This is a genomic window from Anoxybacillus sp. LAT27 (assembly GCF_022030075.1).
In the GTDB taxonomy this organism is placed as follows: Bacteria; Bacillota; Bacilli; order Bacillales; family Anoxybacillaceae; genus Anoxybacillus; species Anoxybacillus kestanbolensis.
Genome location: NZ_JAIWYK010000313.1, coordinates 1 through 232 on the forward strand (window position 1 = coordinate 1; position 232 = coordinate 232).

Annotated in this window: 1 pseudogene; it reads right to left on the minus strand. The window is 52.2% G+C overall.

The features are described from left to right. Positions 1–232, minus strand: a pseudogene (locus tag LD028_RS09600) (4-hydroxy-3-methylbut-2-enyl diphosphate reductase); the annotation flags it as partial.

Sequence of the window (232 nt, forward strand, 5' to 3'; positions counted from 1 at the left end):
CGATGGTTTCCACAAGATGGATCCTTTCCGGATTGATGCCGACCGCTCCTTCCGGTTCCGGGTGTCCTTTTTTACCGATATAGATGATATCGTAGCCATCGGCGAGCTTTTGTTCGATGAGCCGATGCGTTTTTGTCACATCGGGGCATGTCGCATCAATCGTGACAAGTCCCTTTTCGAGCGCTCGTTTTTTCACTTCCGGTGAGACGCCGTGGGCGGTGAAAATGACGGT